This window comes from Psychrobacter sp. JCM 18903 (genome assembly GCF_000586475.1).
GTDB lineage: Bacteria > Pseudomonadota > Gammaproteobacteria > Pseudomonadales > Moraxellaceae > Psychrobacter.
The window spans coordinates 40,821-61,717 of record NZ_BAWJ01000003.1 but is presented as its reverse complement, the minus strand read 5'-3'; the positions used below and the strand labels follow the sequence as shown (position 1 = coordinate 61,717).

The 20,897-nt window shown below is 42.7% G+C and carries 22 protein-coding genes; 13 read left to right on the top strand and 9 right to left on the bottom strand.

What is annotated here, in order from left to right; genetic code table 11:
- Positions 1-11 precede the first annotated feature (11 nt).
- From TT12_RS16360 to glpK, 4 genes are all read right to left on the bottom strand, one after another.
- Positions 12-671, bottom strand: coding sequence for an endonuclease/exonuclease/phosphatase family protein (locus TT12_RS16360; protein WP_243443309.1), 660 nt, complete (start codon positions 669-671; stop codon positions 12-14).
- An 8-nt stretch (positions 672-679) separates the two neighbouring features.
- Positions 680-1,039, bottom strand: coding sequence for an exonuclease/endonuclease/phosphatase family protein (locus TT12_RS16355; RefSeq protein ID WP_243443308.1), 360 nt, complete (start codon positions 1,037-1,039; stop codon positions 680-682).
- A gap of 248 nt (positions 1,040-1,287) precedes the next feature.
- Positions 1,288-1,800: a hypothetical protein gene (locus tag TT12_RS03040; RefSeq protein ID WP_045446919.1), complete on the bottom strand. Its 513-nt coding sequence runs from the start codon at positions 1,798-1,800 to the stop codon at positions 1,288-1,290.
- A 266-nt stretch (positions 1,801-2,066) separates the two neighbouring features.
- The gene (glpK, locus tag TT12_RS03035) at positions 2,067-3,659 is read right to left on the bottom strand and encodes a glycerol kinase GlpK (RefSeq protein ID WP_045452117.1); all 1,593 of its coding nucleotides are present in this window, start codon (positions 3,657-3,659) and stop codon (positions 2,067-2,069) included.
- Between the two features lie 622 nt (positions 3,660-4,281).
- On the opposite strand from glpK, the gene TT12_RS03030 reads away from it, so the two are divergent.
- From TT12_RS03030 to TT12_RS03010, 7 genes are all read left to right on the top strand, one after another.
- Complete coding sequence (locus TT12_RS03030; RefSeq protein ID WP_045452114.1) at positions 4,282-5,991, top strand: TolC family protein; 1,710 nt, start codon at positions 4,282-4,284, stop codon at positions 5,989-5,991.
- Positions 5,992-6,201: 210 nt separating this feature from the next.
- Positions 6,202-7,068, top strand: coding sequence for a YihY/virulence factor BrkB family protein (locus TT12_RS03025; RefSeq protein ID WP_045452110.1), 867 nt, complete (start codon positions 6,202-6,204; stop codon positions 7,066-7,068).
- A gap of 48 nt (positions 7,069-7,116) precedes the next feature.
- Positions 7,117-7,842: an HlyD family secretion protein gene (locus TT12_RS16350; RefSeq protein WP_243443307.1), complete on the top strand. Its 726-nt coding sequence runs from the start codon at positions 7,117-7,119 to the stop codon at positions 7,840-7,842.
- Complete coding sequence (locus TT12_RS16345; RefSeq protein ID WP_243443306.1) at positions 7,776-8,300, top strand: HlyD family secretion protein; 525 nt, start codon at positions 7,776-7,778, stop codon at positions 8,298-8,300. Before TT12_RS16350 ends, TT12_RS16345 begins: the two co-directional genes overlap by 67 nt.
- A gap of 12 nt (positions 8,301-8,312) precedes the next feature.
- Positions 8,313-8,918: an ABC transporter permease gene (locus TT12_RS16340; protein WP_243443305.1), complete on the top strand. Its 606-nt coding sequence runs from the start codon at positions 8,313-8,315 to the stop codon at positions 8,916-8,918.
- A gap of 158 nt (positions 8,919-9,076) precedes the next feature.
- On the top strand, positions 9,077-9,637 hold the full coding sequence (locus TT12_RS16335; RefSeq protein WP_243443304.1) for a hypothetical protein: 561 nt from the start codon (positions 9,077-9,079) through the stop codon (positions 9,635-9,637).
- Positions 9,637-10,839 carry an ABC transporter permease gene (locus TT12_RS03010; protein WP_201605663.1) on the top strand — a complete coding sequence of 401 codons (1,203 nt, stop codon included), beginning with the start codon at positions 9,637-9,639 and terminating at the stop codon, positions 10,837-10,839. Before TT12_RS16335 ends, TT12_RS03010 begins: the two co-directional genes overlap by 1 nt.
- A 128-nt stretch (positions 10,840-10,967) precedes the next feature.
- On the opposite strand, the gene sthA is transcribed toward TT12_RS03010, so the two are convergent.
- From sthA to ppsR, 3 genes are all read right to left on the bottom strand, one after another.
- Complete coding sequence (gene sthA / locus TT12_RS03005) at positions 10,968-12,617, bottom strand: Si-specific NAD(P)(+) transhydrogenase (RefSeq protein WP_045452107.1); 1,650 nt, start codon at positions 12,615-12,617, stop codon at positions 10,968-10,970.
- A gap of 81 nt (positions 12,618-12,698) precedes the next feature.
- Positions 12,699-13,103: a DUF4377 domain-containing protein gene (locus TT12_RS03000; protein ID WP_045446913.1), complete on the bottom strand. Its 405-nt coding sequence runs from the start codon at positions 13,101-13,103 to the stop codon at positions 12,699-12,701.
- Positions 13,104-13,256: 153 nt separating this feature from the next.
- Entirely contained in the window at positions 13,257-14,153 is an 897-nt protein-coding gene (ppsR, locus tag TT12_RS02995) for a posphoenolpyruvate synthetase regulatory kinase/phosphorylase PpsR (protein WP_045446910.1), read from the bottom strand.
- Between the two features lie 594 nt (positions 14,154-14,747).
- Here ppsR and ppsA point away from each other — a divergent pair.
- The 6 genes from ppsA to TT12_RS02965 all read left to right on the top strand — a co-directional run bounded on the left by ppsA (position 14,748) and on the right by TT12_RS02965 (position 20,180).
- A complete protein-coding gene (ppsA, locus tag TT12_RS02990) occupies positions 14,748-17,132 on the top strand; it encodes a phosphoenolpyruvate synthase (protein ID WP_045452104.1) in 2,385 nt (794 codons plus the stop codon).
- 129 nt (positions 17,133-17,261) lie between these two features.
- Entirely contained in the window at positions 17,262-18,206 is a 945-nt protein-coding gene (locus TT12_RS02985) for an RDD family protein (RefSeq protein WP_243443303.1), read from the top strand.
- A 330-nt stretch (positions 18,207-18,536) separates the two neighbouring features.
- On the top strand, positions 18,537-18,941 hold the full coding sequence (gene rpsF, locus TT12_RS02980; protein ID WP_045446907.1) for a 30S ribosomal protein S6: 405 nt from the start codon (positions 18,537-18,539) through the stop codon (positions 18,939-18,941).
- A 16-nt stretch (positions 18,942-18,957) separates the two neighbouring features.
- On the top strand, positions 18,958-19,188 hold the full coding sequence (rpsR, locus tag TT12_RS02975) for a 30S ribosomal protein S18 (RefSeq protein ID WP_010198808.1): 231 nt from the start codon (positions 18,958-18,960) through the stop codon (positions 19,186-19,188).
- A 26-nt stretch (positions 19,189-19,214) separates the two neighbouring features.
- Positions 19,215-19,724, top strand: coding sequence for a 50S ribosomal protein L9 (gene rplI, locus TT12_RS02970; protein ID WP_045452101.1), 510 nt, complete (start codon positions 19,215-19,217; stop codon positions 19,722-19,724).
- Positions 19,725-19,994: 270 nt separating this feature from the next.
- The gene (locus TT12_RS02965; RefSeq protein ID WP_243443302.1) at positions 19,995-20,180 is read left to right on the top strand and encodes a hypothetical protein; all 186 of its coding nucleotides are present in this window, start codon (positions 19,995-19,997) and stop codon (positions 20,178-20,180) included.
- A gap of 139 nt (positions 20,181-20,319) precedes the next feature.
- Here TT12_RS02965 and TT12_RS16330 read toward each other — a convergent pair whose 3' ends face one another.
- Entirely contained in the window at positions 20,320-20,613 is a 294-nt protein-coding gene (locus tag TT12_RS16330) for a histidine phosphatase family protein (protein WP_243443301.1), read from the bottom strand.
- Complete coding sequence (locus TT12_RS16325; RefSeq protein ID WP_243443300.1) at positions 20,603-20,869, bottom strand: histidine phosphatase family protein; 267 nt, start codon at positions 20,867-20,869, stop codon at positions 20,603-20,605. Before TT12_RS16325 ends, TT12_RS16330 begins: the two co-directional genes overlap by 11 nt.
- Positions 20,870-20,897: the final 28 nt, after the last annotated feature.

Genomic DNA, 20,897 nt, shown 5'->3' with positions numbered 1-20,897 from the left:
ATGTAAAAAATTTAATCATTGAGTTTAATTTTCGCTCTTATAATACCATGATCGATGACTCTATCTGCATAGTCCCACTTTAAATGGTCATTGAAATAGTCTACTCTTTCAACCTGACCCAGTGAAAACTTGCTATCAGGAAGAAACTCTTCTGAAACAAATAATTGATCAATCACTTCTGGCATACCTTGATATATATGGGTATATGCCACATCTTTCATCCAACCATAGCGTGCTTGGATACGCGCAGCATCGAATAATGCAACATCGCGCATGCCTTTATCGTAATTAACTTCACCAGTCTCAGCCATCAATTGGGTGGTGACGCTACCAGTGACATCGTTCATATCACCTAACAAAATCAATGGCTCACGAGTATGACGTAAGCGCTCTATAATAGACATCCGAATAGAAGCTGCTTCTGCGGCACGCATACATAAGCTACGGAGCTTGGCACGAACTCGAATATTTGGATCGTCCATGTCTTCTAACAAATTGCCACTTTCATCACGCAAGAAAAATGCCCGTTTACTTTTTAGATGCGCCGTAATAATCGTTATCGGTTGCCCAAAGGCATCGACCCGTACTACCAATGGTGGACGATTAAAGCGCTGGTAAAGACCAATATCAGGGATATCAATCACCGCTTTTGGTGCAATGTCTTCAAGCAAGCGGCTTTCTAATTGCTCAAAACGGCTAATAATACCAACAGCAGGAGTGTTTTGTGCCCCTTTGCCATGGGTATAAGGCTTGAACGGTCGTTGCTTGCCAACGGAACAACAACATGCTCGGGGTTAAATCCCAACGACACCGCCAACGCTTCAAGCGCATTACTATCCCAGACTTCTTGCACCGCAATAATATCAGCATGAGCTTTTGCTAATAAATCGGTGATGCCGCTTAGCTTGTGCTCGTATTCATAGTTACTGTAAGCTGGCGCATTGTCATAATAAATTCGGTTAGGGTTGGCAAAATTGAGCAAGTTAGCAGTGGCGATATAAAACTGTCTGGCGCTTCTAGCTTCCGCATTATTGTTCATAGATTACCTATTATTTTTATTCTAGAATATTGCTTCCAAAGATGATTGGCTGTTTAATATATTCATACTTAGTAATATACAGCAAAAAAGCCTCCAAAGAAATCTTTGAAGACTTTAAAATAACATAAATTGAAAGTATTTAGTCTATCAGCAGACCCAAGTCTACAATCAGACTAAGCCCAGTGATAAGGTAGTAAGCTTATATACTGTCTACTTACTTAAATCAAATGTGCTGTTAGTTTCGCTTATTACGATACACGATTCCATGCGTCATACGATGCTTTGCGTGCTTCTTCCCACTCCATGCGTGATTCACCTTTTACTTCATGCCATGAGCGCTCTAATTCAGCTTCATGGTCTTCAAAACGTGCATCCGCAGGATAACGAGCACGGTTGGCGTACCCTACTGCATAAGCTGGATGTAGATCACGGTCGAAGTCATAACCTTCTTTGTAATAATCAACATTTGCATATTCTGCACGCCAGTAAGCTTCTTCACGTGTTGGATCAATCGCTTCTGCTGCTGCATGTCCTGCACCGCCACCAACGATAGCACCAATCGCACCACCAATGAGTGTACCAAGTGGTCCTGCCATTGTACCGATTGCTGCACCCGCTGCTGCGCCGCCAAGACCACCAATAGCTGTGCCTACTGGATGCGAACCTGGCTCACCTGTGATGATATCAGCATTCAGATCCTGCTTAGCTTCTTTTGACATATGCTTTACTTCACTGCGATCAATACCGTCATAGTTACTCATAATTTTATCCTTAAATTAATTTGTTATATTTTAGATTTATTAAGTGCTAAAAATTAGCGGTCTTACTCGAATCATGTGTTACTTGAGTCGCCTAAAGTATAGAAATTTATGGATAACAACAGATAGATAGGTTGTGTAAATTGTGTCCAGATTGCGATTGCCTTGCGTTACAGCCTGTATCTTTATAATGATTTTGTAGGACAGTGAAGCGTTTTAAGTAATTTTTCATTGAGTTGTTACAATATTTTAATGTGTCTGTTGAATACTTATAAGGATGTCAATGCTCTATCGATGGCTCGTTGCCACTTATTAAGATGTTGTTCACGGATATCACTGGACATCTGGGGTTCAAAAATACGATCGACTTGCCATGATGATTGCATCGTCCCTTCATCATATAACCCTGTTTTTAACCCCGCGAGCAATGCTGCACCTTTGGCAGTAATTTCTGTATCTCTCGGACGCAGGACAGGCACATCGAGTAAATCAGCTTGAAACTGCATCAATAAGTCATTGTTAGCCGCGCCACCATCTACTCTTAGCTCAGTTAATGGATGAGGACTGTCTTTTTGCATAGCAATGAGCACATCATAAGTTTGATAAGCAACCGCCTCTAACGCAGCACGAGCAATATGGGCTTTAGTCGTGCCGCGGCTCATACCAGTAATACTCGCGCTGATATCGGAGCGCCAATAGGGTGCTCCTAGTCCTGTGAATGCAGGCAGTAACACCACCTCTTCACTACTATCAACTTGGCGGGCTAAATCTTCGACTTCACTGCTTTGTTGAATCATACCCAGATTATCCCGTAACCATTGGACAATAGCACCTGCCATAAACACACTACCCTCCAAGGCATAAGTGACTTCTTTTCTGGGTGGCTGCAACATGCGTTTGCCTGACTGTACAATTTGATCGAACGATAAATTGTCTGGACGAGTCGGTGTGGATTTTCGTTGCCAAGCGATTGTCGTTAGTAATTTATGCTCGCTAAGTTTGGGATTTTGACCAATATTCATCAGCATAAAACACCCAGTACCATAAGTGTTTTTAGCCATGCCAGCATCGAGGCACCCTTGTCCAAAAAGTGCCGCTTGCTGATCGCCCAATACCGCTTGAATAGGAATTTGTTTGGCAAACAGCCCTTTTTTGGTTTTACCAAAGTCACCATCAGATGGTAGGACTTTAGGCAAAATATTCATGGGTATCGCAAAACGGGCGCACAGCTCTTCTGACCACTCAAGCTTGTGGATATCATATAATAAAGTACGGGAAGCATTGGTCACATCAATGACATGCTCGCCACCGGTGAGCTTATATATGAGCCAACTGTCTATAGTACCAACCGCTATTTCTCCTCTACTGGCTCGTACGCTCAATTTCGGATTGTGCTCTAGTAACCAAGCGATTTTGCTGGCGCTGAAATAAGGATCTAAACGTAGGCCTGTAATGCGTTGCACTTCGCTTGTCACATCATCATGGCTGCCATTCATCATGCTACTGGCACTCTCAGCTGCGAGTGTTTTACAGTAGTTCGCCGTACGGCGATCTTGCCAAATGATGGCAGGGGCTAAAGGTTTACCCGTTTGCTTATCCCACATGACAATAGATTCACGCTGATTGGTGATCGCGATACTGGTGACGTCGGTAGCAAGCAGCCCTGCTTGATTAATCACATCATGGGCACAGCTAATCTGCGTTTGCCAAATTTGTTGTGCATCTTGTTCGACAAAGCCCGCTTTTGGGGTTTGTAAAGTGGTAGGCTGCTGTGCCATTTTTATCGGACGCGCACGATCATCGTACAATATCGCTCGACTCGATGTCGTCCCTTGATCCAAAGCCAAAATATACCCTGCCATTACTCACATCCTATTTTGTCGCATTCATTTTTTACAATTATATTTTATAGCCGAGTTTTGATTGATAGCACATACTTTTTGTGAGTAACGCTTATCACAATAGCCAGTTTTATTTACATTAGCACTGCGCCAATGAGCAATTGCTGACAGTTAAAATAAATGCCATTCATTTTAATCTTGCTCAATGCTATAAGGTGCTGAAATATAGCACACACCACTGTTATGTATAGTTTATAAGCTGCTTTGTAGTACAACAATCATAACTAACCATCATTTTCGCTGAAAACTTTTAAAAGTGATCTAAAATCGATTTAAGTGCTAATGACTTGATAAACCTTTTATTATTAATTAACAAATGATGTTATTATTTGTCTTAACACCCGACCTCTAACATAAAATCATGGCTTATTCAACGCACAGTAAGCAAATACTGAGCATTGACCCGTCACTATTGTGCCACTACAGTGTAGCGCTTGTTATCCATAACAAAATATTGGCTTCTGTTAATGGTTGCCCATATTGAACTGTTTGGACAGGGTTTGACCGTAACAGTTGATATTTTTGATACTTTTTTGCCTGACTCTAAAATACTTTGCATTCTAATTAATGGCTTATGTGACTTATGAAATTTGCTTTATCGACTCTGTCTACTGCGGTGATGACGATTACGTTCATGGGTTTAGCGGCGCCTGTTTTTGCAAGCGCTACGGATCATAATATCGAGTCACCGAATGAGGTCACAGCCGTTGCAGTGACGCAAATTATCGACGCTGACACTCAATACAGTACTCAAAGCAGTATTCAAGACAGCGCTCAAAACAGTACTCAAAAAAACGAGATTCAAAATAGAAGGTCAACGACAGATACAGACATGGGTCAAGCCGAGCAAAAAACTGGCTTAACAACGCTTATCGATCCCATTACCCATAAAAGTATTGATAATAGTTATCCATTAGAAGTATCTAGCCTGTTAAGCCTTGAGCAAGCTCAAAATATTTTATTGCAAGTGTCACCGAAACTGGCCGCCAATCAAGCGGCGATTGCTGCTAGTGAATACCAAACGGATGCGCTCAAAACCTTAGACAATCCATTGGTGTTTGCCCAATTATCAGCCAATGCTTACAACTTAGACGCGGATCTTGACTTATCATCATTGAAAAACGGTATTGTTAATGACGTTAACAATGGTGTCGATAATGTGATTCCGCCTATTCCACCATTACCAGATTTGCCGAATTTTGGTGAATTGGTCGGTGAGCGTATCCCAGATTCTTATGAGTTAAAGCGCTCAGGCTCAACGGCTGGTGCAGGTCTGGGCGTGGTTTGGCCCATCTATACTGCTGGACGTACCAACGCTTTGACAGGTGCTTCCAATGCCCGTACCCAAGAAGCCGTCGCAGACAGCCTATTGGATAAAAACGAGCTTTATAATACCCTGATTGAGCGTTATTTTAAGGCACAGCTGGCCATCATTGCCGCTTATTTACGCGAAGATGCTTATGATACCTTGCAGCAGACTGATCATATGGCGCAGCGGCTTTTTGAAGAAGGTTTTATCTCACGTGTTGATCGCCTAGAAGCACAATCTGCGCTTGCCGATGCAAAAAGTGAGTCCGTCAATGCCAATAACGATGCTCGTCTTGCGATGATGGCTTTACAGCGGTTATTGCGTACCGACTATCGCATCAAACCTACGACACCGTTATTCGTCTCTAGCCGTCCTTTACCCGATGTAAACTATTTTCAGAATTTATCACTCACCAATCACCCAGGTCTACAAAAAGTCGCCGCCAAACGCGCGCAAGCTGAGCAGCTACATGCGCTATCAGATACTGGTCACAAGCCTACCGTCATGCTCTATGGCTACGGACAAATTGAAAAAGACCCCAGTTGGGTAGCCGGTATATCAGCCAGCTGGAAGCTGTGGGGTGGTCTTGATAAAAATGCATCACTCGCATCGAGCAATGCCAAAATACGCCAAGCGGATCTGTCTGAAATCGAAGTCAGTGACAATTTATTATTACTGGTCGAAAAAAACTGGCACGATGTTAATAATGCCCAATCTCGTTATCAGGCATTACAAAGTAACGTAGATCTGGCCGCAGAAGTCTTACGTTTGCGCCAGTTGGGGCTACAAGAAGGTGTAAATACACCGATTGAGGTAGTCCAAGCACAAACGCAGTCGCTTAAAGCACGTACTGAACAAGCGCAAGCGGCGAACAGCTATGTACAATCGCTGGCCGCACTCATGCAAAGCTGTGGTACGCCTCTTGCCTTTAATGCCTATCTTAATGCTGCTGATATTCGATTACCGACTTTGTATACTGAGTAATGATTTAATTTGAAAATGATAGATAGTGTGGATAAGCGTTTATATAGTTGATTCGATTTTAAAGTATGACAAGGCAGCTGAGCGAAGAGGTATATTTGATACCTCAAGCGAGGTTAGCGCCGCAATACTATTACAGTAGCCTGACCATACTAATTATCATAAAGCTATCAATAACCATACTATTGCTAACTCTATTGTGAATACTGTTTTATGAAAAACCCGACTTCTAAATTAATAAGTAACTGGCTGCAGCCTTCATTAAAGACGTGGCGTATTGCGAACAACTCTAATGTTTGGGCGCACTGCGCGAGCGTGGGATTTTTTGGTTTTTTATCAATTTTTCCAGTAATGGCGGTGTTTGTACTGCTTTATGGTCTCGCGTTTTCACCAGCTGAGATGCAAGAGCAAATCTCGATTTTGCGTCCGTTTATACCTGATACGGTGTATGAAGTCCTCAATTCACGCCTAAGCGCATTGGTCTCTAATACCACATCCGCGCTCACGTTCAGTCTTGTCTTATCGACCTTACTCGCCCTTTATGCTGGCTCTAAAGGTGTTAAATCTTTAATTATTCTGATCAATCTCGCCTTTCATATCACTCAAGAGCGTAACTTCATACAAAGTAACATTTTAGCAGTCAGCTTAACCTTTGGCGCGGTAGTAATCTTGATTATAGCGGTCTCTTCTATTGCTATTATTCCTGTAGGGGCAGCCTATTTCCCCTTCCCGCAAATAGCTAAAACGATTGCGCTTTGGAGCAGGTGGCCTATATTGGCTGGTATCATATTTTTGAGCTTTTTAAGCCTCTATCGCCTAGCCCCAAACCGTGACACCGTCGCGCTAAAAAAACTGGTGCCAGGAGCAGCTCTGTCGACCATTCTTTGGATTGTATTGTCTGTGCTATTTTCGATTTATGTGCAAAACTTTAATAACTATAGCGCTGAGTTTGGCGCGCTTTCAGCTGCCGTGGTCATTATGCTTTGGCTTTATTATTCAGCATTTATCGTCGCCTTTGGTGCGATTTTTAATTCTGAAGCCTTAGAAAGCGCCAAACCTTATGCTGTACGAATGTACTAATAACATACCCTTTATCCTCAATTTTGCTGCTTTAGGAATCTCACTGTCATGACTGAATCTACCAACGAATCAGACGACTCGCGCAAGTTAAACGACTCAGAGCAATCTACCGACTCAGTCAATAACCATAACGATCAAGCAACTGATGCTGAAAATGAGCAAGCAGTGCCTACTTATAAGCGCCATGCAGAAAAAGCGGATAAATCTGCCATGATAAAAAAGGCACTTCTGGCGCTATTGGTTCTGATTGTATTAGGCGTTATTGCCTATGGTCTATATAAAAGCAATCAGCATAGCGAACCTGAAGTCGTGACTTTGCAAGGGCAGATGCAGATGCAGCAAACCTCCATCGCTGCAAAAGTACCGGGACGTATTGCCAAAATTCTGGTCACAGAAGGTGATGCGGTGACGGTCGGGCAACAGCTGATTGAAATGGACTCGCCTGAGATTAACGCAAAGATCAATCAGGCGCTGGCTGGCAAGCAAATGGCACAAAGTCAGTTAGATAAAGCCGAAAATGGCGCCCGTCCACAAGAGATCGCTCAAGCAAAAGCGGCTTGGCAAGCAACAAAGCTGCTTCTGATTTGGCAGAGAACACTTACCAGCGTGTCAACCGCCTTTATGAAGAAGGCCTTATGGCACGGCAAAAACGCGATGAGGCGTATGCGCAATATCTGGCCACTCAAGATCAAACTGAAGCGGCGCGCTTGCAATACGATTTGGCAAAAGAAGGCGCACGCAGTGAAGATAAATCAGCGGCGACAGCGCAAGTAGCGCAAGTCGATGCGCAACTAGAAGAAGCACTGGTGGCAAAAGAAGAAGCCAATTTAAAAAGCCCTATTGCAGGCATTGTGGACAATGTCATTGTCAGCGCGGGTGAAGTCATCGGACAAGGCGTGCCTATCTTGACGTTGGTCAATACCGATGAGCAGTGGGTCGTACTTAATGTCACCGAATCCTACTTAAACCAGTTTGCGATTGGTCAGCAATTTACTGGTACGATTCCTGCGCTGTCATCAGCAAATAAGCCTTATACCAAACAGTTTACCGTTTATGCTACGTCAACATTGTCTGACTTTGCCACTTGGCGGCCGACCAATAATGATGATGGATTCGATGTACGTACCTTTGAAGTAAAAGCACGTCCGACGACTCCCGATGCACGTATTCGCTCAGGTATGAGCGTTATTGTACGCGTCAATCCAGCACTTACTAATGCAAGCCAAGAGTAAGCCATGCACCCGATGAAGTTAAGTAAGGCTTTTTTACGTAGTGCTGCCTATGAGCGACGGTTTTTGACCAAAAATCCGTGGGACTTTAGTATGGTGGTCTGGATACCACTGGCAACCGTCCTACTGATTTGGTGGATATTTTCACAAACACAGATTACGGATTTGCCCATTGGGGTGATAGACCAAGACAATAGCCCGATTGCCAATACCGCGGTACGCTATTTGGAAGCCAGCCCTACTCTAACGGTTAGACAACTTTATTACTCAGAGGCTGAGGCAAAAGCGGCTATTTTGCAGCGTGATATTTACGCTATTGTCATTATCCCTGAAGATTTTTCTCGGCATATTTTATCTGCTGAGCCTGCTCCATTAATTTTACAAGTAAATGCTCAGTACGGTACACATTCGGCATTATCCAAACCAGCGTTCAAGCGGTCGCTGGGACGTTATCGGCAGGCGTTGAGATACAACGCTTGGTCAAACAAGGCATGGCACCGTCGCAAGCTGCGATTGCTTACTCACCGATTGGCATACAGCGTATCAGCCTGTTTAATGCAGCCACCGATTATCAGCAGTTTTTGGCTTCAACGGTCATACCCGCGCTGCTGCATATTTTAGCGATGGTGATCGGTGCAACGACGATTGGTCATGAGCTGCGGGATAAACGACTCGGCACTGGTATCGCTTTATCAGTACAGGTCATCCTAATTTGACACGAATCACAAAAAACGAGTCAACATCAGCAAATATTAAATGCCGTAGAAAACAACCATAACATGAGCAAAAATGATCAAATCTCTGTCTCTAGTCATGCGAATGAAGATATGACGGAAAGTGCAAACGTTTTAGTCTTATTGTTTGGTCTGTTGGGCAAATACTTTTGGCCGACATTGGCCTTTAGCATTTGGGCGATGTTGGCTCTATGGCTTGCCACGCCGCAAGAATCCGTTGCCATGAGCTCAGTGCTTGCAACTTATGCTGGTTTGATATTATTAATAATGCTATCGTTTTGGCTGGGTGCTATCTTTACCTTAGGCTCATTTTCATTACGCATGGGCTTGTCTGCTACTGGTTTTATTTCAGCACCTTCTTATGCCTTTGCTGGTGTGACCTTCCCTTATATTGCTATCAGTGACAGTGCTCGGCATTGGTCAGATGCACTGCCACTCACTCACTATCTAAAACTGCACATTGCACAATTACAGATGCAAGCCCCTGTTGCTGTGTCATTGCCGATCGTCTATGGTCTGGCTATTGCCACGACGATTGCGATGACCCTGACTACTTTATTAACCAAACGCGCGCTGGCGCATCCTGAACGTTGGGGGGCGCGCTAATGTCATTACCACCAAAAGACGATTTATCTTCGACAACGTCAGATTCAACCAAGCAGTCTTCAACACCAAGTTTCTTAGGTAGTTTTTTACAGACCATTAAGGACATCTTTTCTGATAAAGGTGTGCTATTACTCTTACTGATTGCCCCCATTATTTATGGCTTCTTTTATCCTTGGCCTTATTCGACAGAGGTGGTCAACCATGTACCTGTTGGTATCATTGATAACGACAATAGTAATCTATCACGAACCATCGTTCGCTATGCGAGTGCCAGTCCGCAGTTAGACACACAGCTTTTTCTCAACGAGCAGCAGGCTAAAGAGGCTATGTGGTCAGATGAAATCGCTGGATACATGGTCATTCCAAGTGGGCTTGAGCAGCAAGTACTATCGGGAAAAGCTGCGAGCGTCAGCGTATTGGGTAATGGCGGCTACTTTCTGTTAAATAAAAACGTGCAGATGGGGTTTTTAAAAGCAGTCAGTACGGTATCAGCAGGGATTGAAGTCAAAAAAAATGTGGCACAAGGTGCTTATTCAGCAACAGCGGCTGCTAATACTCAAGCAGTACCATTAGTGATTGTCCCTCTATACAATCAAACAGAAGGTTATGGCGCTTACGTAGTGCCAGCGGTCTCTATTCTAATTTTGCAACAAACCTTATTAATCGCCACAGCGATGCTGATTGGTACGTGGTATGAGCAGCGGCGACATGCGACGAGTATCCGTGGTTGGCTTGGGCGAATTGCTGCGCTCAGTATGTTTAGCTTCATTATTGGCTGCTTTTATTATGGCTGGACATTTGAGCTACACCACTATCCGCGTGGGCAAAACATGCTTGGCAGTTTACTGTTCCTTCTGTTATTTTGCCCAACCGTGGCGACACTTGGCTGTGTGTTTGGACTCTGGTTTCGCCAGCGCGAACGTAGTATGCAAATCCTAATTTTTAGCTCACTACCGATGTTTTTTGTCAGTGGTTATCCGTGGCCAGCAGATCAGCTGCCCACAGTTTTACAAATCATACGTTGGTTCGTACCCACGACACCGGGTATCAACACCTCCGTTCAGCTTAATCAAATGGGGGCTAGTATTTCCCAAGTTTCTACTGGATTTTATGCACTAGCCGCCTTATGGGTGTTTTACTTTGCGCTACTTATGTGGATGCGCTGGCATGATGCAAATAAAGCACTTAAAACAGTGTCCTAAAGCAAAAGACTATTGCATGTCATTAGCACCTGCCATCAATAAAAGCCAAATCAATAATCCTGAATCAAAAAAGCGCCTGCTAACATAGCAGACGCTTTTTTATTTATAACGTTTTAAGATTCTATCACTTAAAAAACACGATTAAGACCATTTAGTGCCGCCACGCGATAGGCTTCTGCCATCGTTGGATAATTAAAAGTAGTATTCACAAAGTACTCAAGTGTATTATTACTCTTACACTTCATCACGGCTTGTCCAATATGAATAATCTCTGATGCATGGTTACCGTAGCAATGGATTCCTAAAATCTCCAACGTATCACGATGGAACAAAATCTTTAGAACACCTGAGCGTTCACCAATGATTTGTGCTCGTGCCAAATGCTTGAAGAATGCTTGACCCACTTCGTATGGGACTTTTTCGTCGGTTAGCTCTTGCTCAGTTTTACCGATACAAGAAATCTCAGGAATCGTATAGATACCAGTTGGCACGCTTGACACTGGTTCCGCATCGCTATCACCAACCATAAAGGCCGCCGCACAGCGTCCTTGGTCATAAGCGGCAGAAGCCAAAGATGGCCAACCAATCACATCGCCTGCGGCATAGATATTTTCGATTTCAGTACAATAGGTATCATCAACTTTTAATTGACCACGACTGTTTGCTTTTAGACCAATCGCTTCTAAGTTTAAACCTTCCGTATTACCTGAGCGACCATTTGACCAAAGAATGGCATCAGATTTGATGCGCTTACCACTCTTTAGATGCAAGACGACATAATCGTCATGCGTTTCAAGATGATCAATCTCTTCGTTACTACGAATCAATACGCCGAATTGTCTAAAGTCATGCGCGATAGCATCGCTAATCTCGCTATCGAGATAACTGAGCAATTGATTTTGGTTATTAATCAAATCAACCTTATAACCAAGACCCGTAAAGATAGAGGCATACTCACAACCAATCACGCCCGCGCCATAGATGATAATTTTTTTGACCACATAATCCATTTGCAAAATTTTATCAGAATCAAAAACGCGCGGATGGTTAAAGTCTAAAATTTCAGGGCGATAAGGACGACTACCAACCGTTACGATGGCTTTATTAAAGGTAATGGTTTCAAAGACATTGTCATCGGTTTCAACACGCAAAGTATGAGCATCAATGAAACTTGCCCAACCTTGAATCACTTCAATGCGATTGCGTTCATAGAATCTTGTGTGCGTACTAACCTGATTGCGAATGACTTTTCGAGCATTGGCAAGCACTCTATTTAGAGGAACTTGCTTGTACTCCATCGCCTTGGTAAACATAGGATCACGGCGAAAGTTAATGAGGTTAAATACCGATTGGCGCAGTGCTTTACTTGGAATCGTACCCACATGGGTAGAGTTACCACCTACCTGATCACGTGGATCAATAACCACCACTTTTTTGCCAGATTTAGTCAGTTTCATAGCTGCCGCTTCGCCAGCAGGACCTGCTCCTAAAACGACCGCATCATACTCATACTCGTGGTTATCGCCTTTTAAGCGACGTGAATCTTTCGTATAACCAGACTTGATATCGATTCGCGTATCATCGAGCGGATTAATAAGATCAGGATGGTGCATGACATCATCAGTGACCTGCTCATGGGTTTGTTCAATATTTTGTTTTTTATTTTTGCCTTCAGTATGCTCAGGATTCGGCACGCGACCGCTTTCTTTATTCGATACTTCGGTATGAATGTCCTTACCAATATCATTGGTCGCGTCGCTTGGTTTTTTAGTTCCCATCGTGTCCTCTTTACATTTACTTATTTATTTGATTTTTAGACTGTGTATGAATCAATAATTGCTTGAGTCAAAACCACACGACTAAGGCGTGCCCACCATACGTTGTGACACAATATTTTGCAGTGTCCAATGCCCAGTCGCGCTTTTTTGTCCCTCGTCAATCTGCGGACGCGCACTAATCACATATTCTGTGCCAAGGCTTGGTTTAAAGTCATCAATCCAATCATAAGGTACCTGAAACACGCTGCCATCTTTGCTTGATTTGGCCAGTAAACACTGCATCGGTAATGCCGAGGCGCAGGCCACACGATTGGGCATGATTGTTAGCGTTTGCGCTTCACCCAATACAATGGTTGGGATATAACGTGGCTCAGGCACTGGCTCACGTGAAAAAGGTGACGTTTGGCAAGCACTCAGTAAACTGACCGCACTCAGCAAGCTGGCCAATAATAAAGGGGTCTTGCTAGATTTATAAGATGAACTCATAATATTCTCTATGTGATAATGAGATGGTATTAAATGATAGTTATTAATAGTGATGCTTTAAATAATGGTTCTTTTTTGAGCAATCGTTATTGCTAAATCGTTATTACTAAACAATTAATTGATTCAAGCCATTCATTGATAGCTTATATTTTATTAGCCGATACGGCGTTTGAGACCCGTCATCTGCAAGATGCGCGTAGCGATTTCTTCAACGGACATCTCAGAGACATCAAGGCTTGGAATACCATGCGTGATATAAATCCCCTGTATCGCCCGCTGCTCCTGCTGACATTGCTGATAGCTCGAATAACGACTGCCCGCACGGCGCTCTTGACGGATTTTCACCAAGCGATCGGTATCGATCAATAGACCAAACAGCTTGTCTTTGTGCTCGCGCAATGCTTTTGGCAATTGATTATCGTACAAGTCATCTTCGGTCAAAGGATAATTTGCTGCTCGAATACCGAACTGTAAGGCTAAGTATAAAGAAGTCGGTGTTTTACCTGAACGTGATACGCCCACCAAAATAATATCGGCCGCATCGTAATGACGCGTACGCGCACCATCATCATTGTCTAAAGCGAAATGCACCGCGTCGATACGTTCTTTATAAGTCTCAGAATCCACATCGTCGTGTGCATGACCCGAATGTCCGTCAGGCTCCACACCCGTTTCTTCAGCGACGCGACCTATCAAACCCTCATACATATCCAAGTTACAGCTTTGGGCAGAATTGATCTTTTCACGAATATCAGGGTTAACAATCGTATCAAAGACTAATGGCAACAAACCATCTCGTTGATACGCCATGTTGATTTGCTCAACAGCGTCTTCTGCACGCTCTAAGCTATCGACATATGGCAACACTCGTGTTTCAAAAGGTACTGAAGCAAACTGACTCAAGATAGCGCGGCCAAGCGTCTCCGCCGTAATCGCTGTGCCATCTGAGATAAAAAAAGCGGTTCGAACGGCTTGAGAGCTGTCTAAGTTTAACGCGTTGCGATTTTGAATAGTGGGATTCAGTTGTTCAGCTGGATTACTTGAGTACATAACGTTGGCACCTCGATTGAAAACACAATGGTAATCTTCATTTGGCTTTTATTTTTGATCGGCTTTAGACTTGATTTTCAGACGTAATTTTCGTTTTGTATAAGCGCTAATATTGCACATTTATATCAGGATAAACCGCTACTATTTATGCTCTACATTATACGCATAATAGCGACCTAATAGAAATCAATGTTACAGGCGTACACTTAGAAAGCCACAGTGCCTTTAATCTTATCATGCCGATTAATAACCATTATTGTGCTGACTGGTTACTCATACTAGCGCAGCATTATCTGCTATATATAAAGGCAAATATTATAAGAATATCCTAAAGCTCTTCTGTTATTTATTTTAAACCCTCTATTTATCAGCCGATTTATAAACATATCTTGATAATTAGAGTGGTCTTTACTCGCATTTTTACGTCATCTCAAAAATAAAAAAATGAATAACCTTCTATTAATTATGTAGCAAACCCCACAATTTGTATCTTTTTGACAAAAATATTGGTTCAACCCCTCGAAATTCTCCAAATATAGCGGTATAATTCACCGTTATAATCTTTACTAAATAACCTTATTTTCTGGAGTTATCATGGCAGCGCAATCTACAGCACTTGTAATCAATCTTGATCAGCTAGGAAAAGACGACATTGAAATGGTCGGCGGCAAGAACGCCTCATTAGGTGAAATGATCAGCCATTTGTCTGATTTGGGTGTTAGTGTACCAGGCGGCTTTGCCACCACATCAAATGCATTTAACCGCTTTTTGAATGAAACTGGCCTGCTTGACAAAATCAACAGCGAACTAAAAACGCTAGATGTTGATGATGTCAAAAAACTTGCAGAAACGGGTAAAAAGATTCGTACTTGGATTATTGAGCAAGAGCTGCCAAGTGATCTTGAGCAAGAAGTACGTCAATCGTTTGAAACGATGAGCGGCGGCGAAGACATCGCGGTTGCTGTACGTTCTTCTGCGACTGCCGAAGATTTGCCAGATGCATCATTTGCGGGTCAGCAAGAGACTTTCTTGAACATTCGCGGCATTGATAACGTCCTAATTGCAATTAAAGAAGTATTTGCATCACTATATAATGACCGTGCCATCTCTTATCGTGTCCATAAAGGTTTTGAGCATGAAGGCGTTGCCTTATCTGCTGCTGTACAGCGTATGGTTCGCTCAGAAACTGGCGCGGCGGGTGTGATGTTCACGCTAGATACCGAAAGCGGTTTTGATCAAGTGGTATTCATCACGTCAAGCTATGGTCTAGGTGAAATGGTTGTACAGGGCGCGGTTAACCCAGATGAATTCTATATTTCTAAGCAATTGCTAGCCAATGGCAAACCATCGGTGATTCGCCGTAACCTAGGCAGCAAGCATAAGAAAATGATTTACGGTGATGAAGGTAGCACCACTAAATCAGTGAAAACTGTCGATGTTGAAAAACAAGATCGTATGCAGTTCTCATTATCAACTGAAGAGCTAACCTCTCTTGCTAAACAAGCCGTGACGATCGAAAAGCATTATGGTCAAGCGATGGATATCGAATGGGCAAAAGACGGCGACACTAACGAAATCTTCATCGTTCAAGCGCGCCCTGAAACGGTTAAGAGCCGCCAAGACAGCAATGTTATGGAACGTTATATCATCGACACGACTAACGCTAAAGTATTGTGTGAAGGTCGTTCAATCGGTCAGCGTATCGGTTCAGGTAAAGTCCGTATCGTTAGCAACTTAAATGAGATGGATAAAGTACAAGAAGGTGATGTACTAGTATCAGACATGACGGATCCGGATTGGGAACCTGTCATGAAGCGTGCTTCTGCTATCATTACTAACCGTGGTGGTCGTACTTGTCACGCAGCGATTATCGCTCGTGAGCTAGGTGTTCCAGCCATCGTTGGTTGTGGTAATGCCACTGAGCTATTGGTTGATGGTCAAGACGTCACTGCTTCTTGTGCCGAAGGTGATACTGGCTTCATTTATGAAAGCCAAATTGATTTTGAAGTACAGACCAACTCTGTTGAGTCTATGCCAGAGCTTGCCTTCAAAGTAATGATGAACGTTGGTAATCCTGATCGCGCCTTCTCATTCACGCAAATGCCAAACGAAGGTATTGGTCTTGCGCGTTTAGAGTTCATCATCAACCGTATGATTGGTGTGCATCCAAAAGCACTACTGAACATGAACAGCTTGCCACGCGAAATTGCACAAGCCATCCAAGAACGTATCGCTGGTTATGCCTCACCGGTTGACTTCTATGTAGATAAGTTGGTCGAAGGTATCTCAACGCTAGCCGTTGCCTTTATGGATCAGCCAGTTATTGTTCGTATGTCAGATTTTAAATCGAACGAATATGCTAACTTGCTTGGTGGTAAATTATACGAGCCATCAGAAGAAAACCCAATGCTTGGTTTCCGCGGTGCCAGTCGTTATGTGTCTGATAATTTCCGTGACTGCTTTGAGCTTGAGTGTAAAGCATTAAAACGCGTACGTGATGAGATGGGCTTGACCAATGTCGAGATTATGATTCCATTCGTTCGTACCGTTGGTGAAGCCAAAGAAGTCATCGAATTACTTGAGAAAAACGGTCTAAAACGTGGCGAAAACGGTTTACGCGTTATCATGATGTGTGAGCTACCAACCAACGCCCTATTGGCAGATGAATTCCTAGAGCATTTCGATGGTTTCTCAATCGGCTCTAACGACTTGACTCAGTTGACACTTGGTCTTGACCGTGACTCAGGTATCGTCTCACATCTATTTGATGAGCGTGATCCTGCGGTTAAGAAACTATTGACCATGGCGATTGATGCGTGCCGTAAAGCAAACAAATATGTCGGCATCTGTGGTCAGGGTCCATCAGACCATCCAGATCTCGCGTTCTGGCTCATGGAGCAAGGTATCAGCTCAGTGTCATTGAACCCTGATTCTGTACTAGATACTTGGTTCTTCTTAGCTGGTGAAGAAGCGAAGTAAGCCGTAACGTTCAGTCACAGCAGTAATTCACACAGTCATTAAAGAAACAATTATTAGGGTCTATTTGAAAAATGTTAAATAGGCCCTAATACTATGTATCATATATAGTGACTTAAGATATGACTAACTATGCAGGCAATTATGCAGATTTTCCTTGCTCGAAATAACGTACAAGCTGGTCCCTACAATTTGGAGCAGCTAAATATCATGTTGGCATCTGGTGAAGTACTGCTGGATGATTTGATGTGGCATGAAGGCTTAGACCAATGGCAGCGTGTCGGTAACTTGACCAATAATCAAACGGTTTATCGACCTACCAACCTTGGCAAGCCTCAAGTTAATGACTCTATTATCAATAATGTAACTGTTTTTCCTGAAGACAACGCTAGCAATAGCTCGGATAGCAAATCAGTTTCATTAGATAGATTGTATGGCAAGCCTGAACGTCCAAAAGACACGGATAAAAATATGAAAGCTGACATGACCACCAATCGTCAGCAAACACCGCACAATAATGTGTCACTAAACAAGTCTAATAGCAATAAGGCTGCGTCTAGCAAAGACAAAGTCGTCGGCAATGTGGTACTTGCACCGATTATGTCGCGAGTATTAGCAACAGCCATCAATGGACTACTCTATCTACTGGCTATTTTTCCGCTAGTGATGGCATTGACCAAAATGGATGTGGATTATACCAAATTCCAAAATATCCAAGACATGGATGCGGCTTATCAGTATTCAATGACACTGATGGAGAGTCTTCCTAGTAGCACATTGATGATGTCGCAAGTGATGGTATTTGGCTTATTTGCGCTGCAATTGGTATTTATCACACTGCGTGGTCAGTCACTCGGTAAGCTGATTACGGGTATTCGCGTGGTGGATCAAACCACCCATCGGTTGCCCTCTTTTACCAAGCTTATTGGTGTGCGTACTTTGTTATTATTTATTATTTATAACTTATTGTTTTCGTTTACTAGCTTCTTAGGGTTCGTGATTATTGCTATTCACTATTACATGGCATCGAAAAGCCTGAAAATATCGGCTGGCATGACAAATTGGCCAAAACCTTAGTGGTAAAAGCAGATAGCAGTCAGTTAGTGAAAGAACCAAAGATAAAATAGCTTGTTTATTAACAATCCATCTTATTATTTTGATAAAAAAGCAGCGTGATATCGCTGCTTTTTTATGAACCGAGCATTTCTAATTATTGTTATAATTTATTAACGGTGGCTCAGTGATTAACCTTTGTGTTAGTTGCTAACTACTGTTATAATACGGCGCTTTATAAACTAAGCTTATTTCTTATTATTTTTCATAATAATAGCTAGAAATCGGGCTTACCTTATAAATCTCCTTGCTATTAACATAGGGTTAATAGCTACTAATCCGTAAGGAGTCATAATGCGACATTACGAACTGGTGTTACTTGTACACCCAGACCAAAGCGACCAAGTGGTCGGCATGGTTGAGCGCTACATCAAGTTAGTTCAAGATAACAACGGTGTTATCCATCGTTTAGAAGATTGGGGCCGCCGTCAATTGGCATATCCAATCAACAAGATTCACAAAGCTCACTACGTTCTTTTCAACATTGAAACTGACGGTGAAACTTTAGCTGAACTTGAAGAATTATTCCGTTATAACGACGCGATCATTCGTAGTCTAGTTATGCGCCGTGACGACGCTGTCACTGAAGAGTCGCAGTTAGCCAAGAATGCCGATGAAAAACGCGCACGCAAAGCAACTACTCGTCGTCCAGACAGTCGTGAAAACGATAATGACGACAACGACAACAGTGAAGACTAATTAAAGGAGAATACTCATGGCACGTTTCTATCGCCGTCGCAAATTCTGCCGTTTCACTGCTGAAGGCATCACTCACATCGATTATAAAGATGTTGAATTGCTAAAACAGTACATCAGTGATAATGGTAAAATCGTACCAAGCCGCATTACCGGTACATCTACTAAATATCAGCGTCAACTAGCTACTGCTATCAAGCAAGCTCGTTATTTATCGCTACTTCCATACACTGATAACCATCAGGGTTAACCGTTAATTTTAACTAGGAATGACTCATGCAAATTATTTTGTTACAGCGTATCGTCAACCTTGGTAAACTCGGTGAAACTGTCGATGTGAAACCAGGTTACGGACGTAACTTTCTTATCCCTTTGGGTAAAGCACTACCTGCTACTGCAGCTAACATTGAAAAGTTCGAAGCACGTCGTGCCGAGCTTGAAGCTGAAGAAGCGAAAGAAGTAGCTGTTGCTCAAGAACGTGCTGATGCGCTAACTGACGTTAATGTCATCATGCGTGCTAAATCAGGCGACGAAGGCAAGCTATTCGGCTCTATCGGTACTCGCGATATTGCTGAAGCATTGACTAACTCAGGTCTAGAAGTAGACCGTGCTGAAATCAAGCTTCCTGAAGGCACTTTACGTCAAGTTGGCGAATACAATGTTGATATTCAACTACATCATGACGTTACCGCTACTATTCTAGTTACCATTCTTTCTGAAGATGGCGACAGCGAAGAGTCAGCAACAGAAGTTGAAGACGAGAACGAAGATTATTCAGAAGAGTAATTTTTTGAATATCTAGATCTAGTCTGAAAAAGCCAGTAACGTCATGTTGCTGGCTTTTTTGCGTTTTGCTATCGCGCTCAATTGATGATTTTATCAGGTATCTTGTGCAGTGATATATTCTAGCAACTATTTGTAATAAATAGCTTGGAAAGCCTATACTTAACAATAAGATACTACCTATAAAGTCATCTTTATTATTGTCACCTGAGTTGATATGCTCATTGTATTTAATTGATAGATTTTATTTAGATAACGATAGGCTGCAATGACATGATAAATACTGACGACAAATTACGCTGCACCCAAGGCAATCACTTTTATAGCGAAGGTGAAATTTATAAGGTGGGTAGAATCGTTAATAATAAATACTTTCAAATCCTAACCGATAATGATGCAGACCACTGGTATGCAACACTGGATGATAGAGGCATTTATGTGAGCTTGATTCGAACCTAGGCTTAGCAGAAAACGAGAGAGCTTACTTTGAAAAGATCGATGAGCTACAAGCTGAAAGCTAGCAGCCTCCTGAACTATTCAAAAGTACCCAAAAGCATTCAAAATTTAAGAACGGTCAACATAATGGCCGTTTTTTTAATTAAATATCAATACGATTACAGGACAGATATGCGACAGAGCGCGGCCACTCAGCGGCTGTTTTCGGCATTTCTTGGTCAGCAGCTATTATCTTGGCTGCATTTATCCAGCCTGCATGACCGATGACTAATACTGGGCTATCTTTTTGTTCAGCTGAAACCTTAACCAACCAACCTTCAACACGCTCGAATAGCTGCTGTAAGCTCTCTCCATGACTGGGTGCAAAATGGGTAAAATTATTACACCACTCATCAATCTCTTGCTTGGTGATTTGCTGCCAATTCTTACCATCCACTCACCGAAATGAATCTCAGCCAATTCAGGTGCGACTCGACACTCAAACTACGTTGCGCTAATATTTGCCCGACTTTTAGTGAACGTTGTAAGGGGCTGACCCAAATTGTTTTTGGTGAATGATGCAAACGCACAAAGCGCTCGATTTTATTGGCAAGACGTTTCAACTTACGTTTATCGACGCCGATATCAGTTTGTCCAATACAAATTCCTTCAGTATTCATCGGTTTGGGATGACGCCAAATATAGAGAATCATGAATGAGTATGGTCCTTGTTGACGATTT

What these genes read in the sequence shown, in the direction of transcription:
- TT12_RS16355 (WP_243443308.1), bottom strand. Translation starts at nt 1,039, where the DNA reads ATGAACAATAATGCGGAAGCTAGAAGCGCCAGACAGTTTTATATCGCC.
- TT12_RS03040 (WP_045446919.1), bottom strand. Translation starts at nt 1,800, where the DNA reads ATGAGTAACTATGACGGTATTGATCGCAGTGAAGTAAAGCATATGTCA.
- glpK (WP_045452117.1), bottom strand. Translation starts at nt 3,659, where the DNA reads ATGGCAGGGTATATTTTGGCTTTGGATCAAGGGACGACATCGAGTCGA.
- TT12_RS03030 (WP_045452114.1), top strand. Translation starts at nt 4,282, where the DNA reads ATGAAATTTGCTTTATCGACTCTGTCTACTGCGGTGATGACGATTACG.
- TT12_RS03025 (WP_045452110.1), top strand. Translation starts at nt 6,202, where the DNA reads ATGAAAAACCCGACTTCTAAATTAATAAGTAACTGGCTGCAGCCTTCA.
- TT12_RS16350 (WP_243443307.1), top strand. Translation starts at nt 7,117, where the DNA reads ATGACTGAATCTACCAACGAATCAGACGACTCGCGCAAGTTAAACGAC.
- TT12_RS16340 (WP_243443305.1), top strand. Translation starts at nt 8,313, where the DNA reads ATGAAGTTAAGTAAGGCTTTTTTACGTAGTGCTGCCTATGAGCGACGG.
- TT12_RS16335 (WP_243443304.1), top strand. Translation starts at nt 9,077, where the DNA reads ATGAGCAAAAATGATCAAATCTCTGTCTCTAGTCATGCGAATGAAGAT.
- TT12_RS03010 (WP_201605663.1), top strand. Translation starts at nt 9,637, where the DNA reads ATGTCATTACCACCAAAAGACGATTTATCTTCGACAACGTCAGATTCA.
- sthA (WP_045452107.1), bottom strand. Translation starts at nt 12,617, where the DNA reads ATGGGAACTAAAAAACCAAGCGACGCGACCAATGATATTGGTAAGGAC.
- TT12_RS03000 (WP_045446913.1), bottom strand. Translation starts at nt 13,103, where the DNA reads ATGAGTTCATCTTATAAATCTAGCAAGACCCCTTTATTATTGGCCAGC.
- ppsR (WP_045446910.1), bottom strand. Translation starts at nt 14,153, where the DNA reads ATGTACTCAAGTAATCCAGCTGAACAACTGAATCCCACTATTCAAAAT.
- ppsA (WP_045452104.1), top strand. Translation starts at nt 14,748, where the DNA reads ATGGCAGCGCAATCTACAGCACTTGTAATCAATCTTGATCAGCTAGGA.
- TT12_RS02985 (WP_243443303.1), top strand. Translation starts at nt 17,262, where the DNA reads ATGCAGGCAATTATGCAGATTTTCCTTGCTCGAAATAACGTACAAGCT.
- rpsF (WP_045446907.1), top strand. Translation starts at nt 18,537, where the DNA reads ATGCGACATTACGAACTGGTGTTACTTGTACACCCAGACCAAAGCGAC.
- rpsR (WP_010198808.1), top strand. Translation starts at nt 18,958, where the DNA reads ATGGCACGTTTCTATCGCCGTCGCAAATTCTGCCGTTTCACTGCTGAA.
- rplI (WP_045452101.1), top strand. Translation starts at nt 19,215, where the DNA reads ATGCAAATTATTTTGTTACAGCGTATCGTCAACCTTGGTAAACTCGGT.
- TT12_RS02965 (WP_243443302.1), top strand. Translation starts at nt 19,995, where the DNA reads ATGATAAATACTGACGACAAATTACGCTGCACCCAAGGCAATCACTTT.
- TT12_RS16325 (WP_243443300.1), bottom strand. Translation starts at nt 20,869, where the DNA reads ATGATTCTCTATATTTGGCGTCATCCCAAACCGATGAATACTGAAGGA.